Source organism: Dellaglioa sp. CoH-57-MRSF-20, assembly GCF_056781955.1.
In genome coordinates this window covers 1-531 of the sequence record NZ_JBXAXV010000077.1, presented here as the reverse complement: position 1 = coordinate 531, position 531 = coordinate 1, and the positions used below count along the sequence as shown (strand labels likewise).

Genomic DNA, 531 nt, shown 5'->3' with positions numbered 1-531 from the left:
CTTGTGAGCCGAATCGTACATAAGCACGTGCTTTCCCTTCAGGCACTGGTAGTCATCCTTGTCCTGCGCGCCTAGCACAACTTGATACTCGTCGGAGTACTGATGACCTACCGAGGCTAGTACATCGTCAGCTTCGTGTTTTTTCGGTTGGAAATACGTGATCCTAGCGTCACTCAGCATCGAGTACACATCCGGCAAATAATCGTACACGTCGCCCGTAGGTTTGGTGTACTGGCTATCGACGGCCGGCCCACTTTGCTTCTTGTTCTTTCGGTCAGCTTTGTATCCGTCATACACACCGTACCTAAACACCTGCTTGCCGTCAAATGCAACCAGCATATGGGTGGCCTTGACGGCCACGGCGTCTTTGCATATCAAGCTGGTGAATGCATATGGAAGTGCCTCTTCGATCGGCCGGCCTGTGCGCAACGTGAACCAGACACGATGGAGTGCGTGATTTCCGTCGATGACGAATATTCGTCCTTTCTTTTTCATTGCAGTTGGAACTTGTTATGTTTCGATGTGATGAGC

General features: G+C 50.8%; 1 protein-coding gene. It reads right to left on the bottom strand.

Translation table 11 applies throughout. From position 1 onward, the window contains the following. Positions 1–495, bottom strand: a 495-nt coding sequence (locus AC1RPN_RS08185) for a hypothetical protein (protein ID WP_481763714.1), incomplete at its 3' end; no start/stop codon positions are given. Between the last annotated feature and the right edge of the window lie 36 nt (positions 496–531).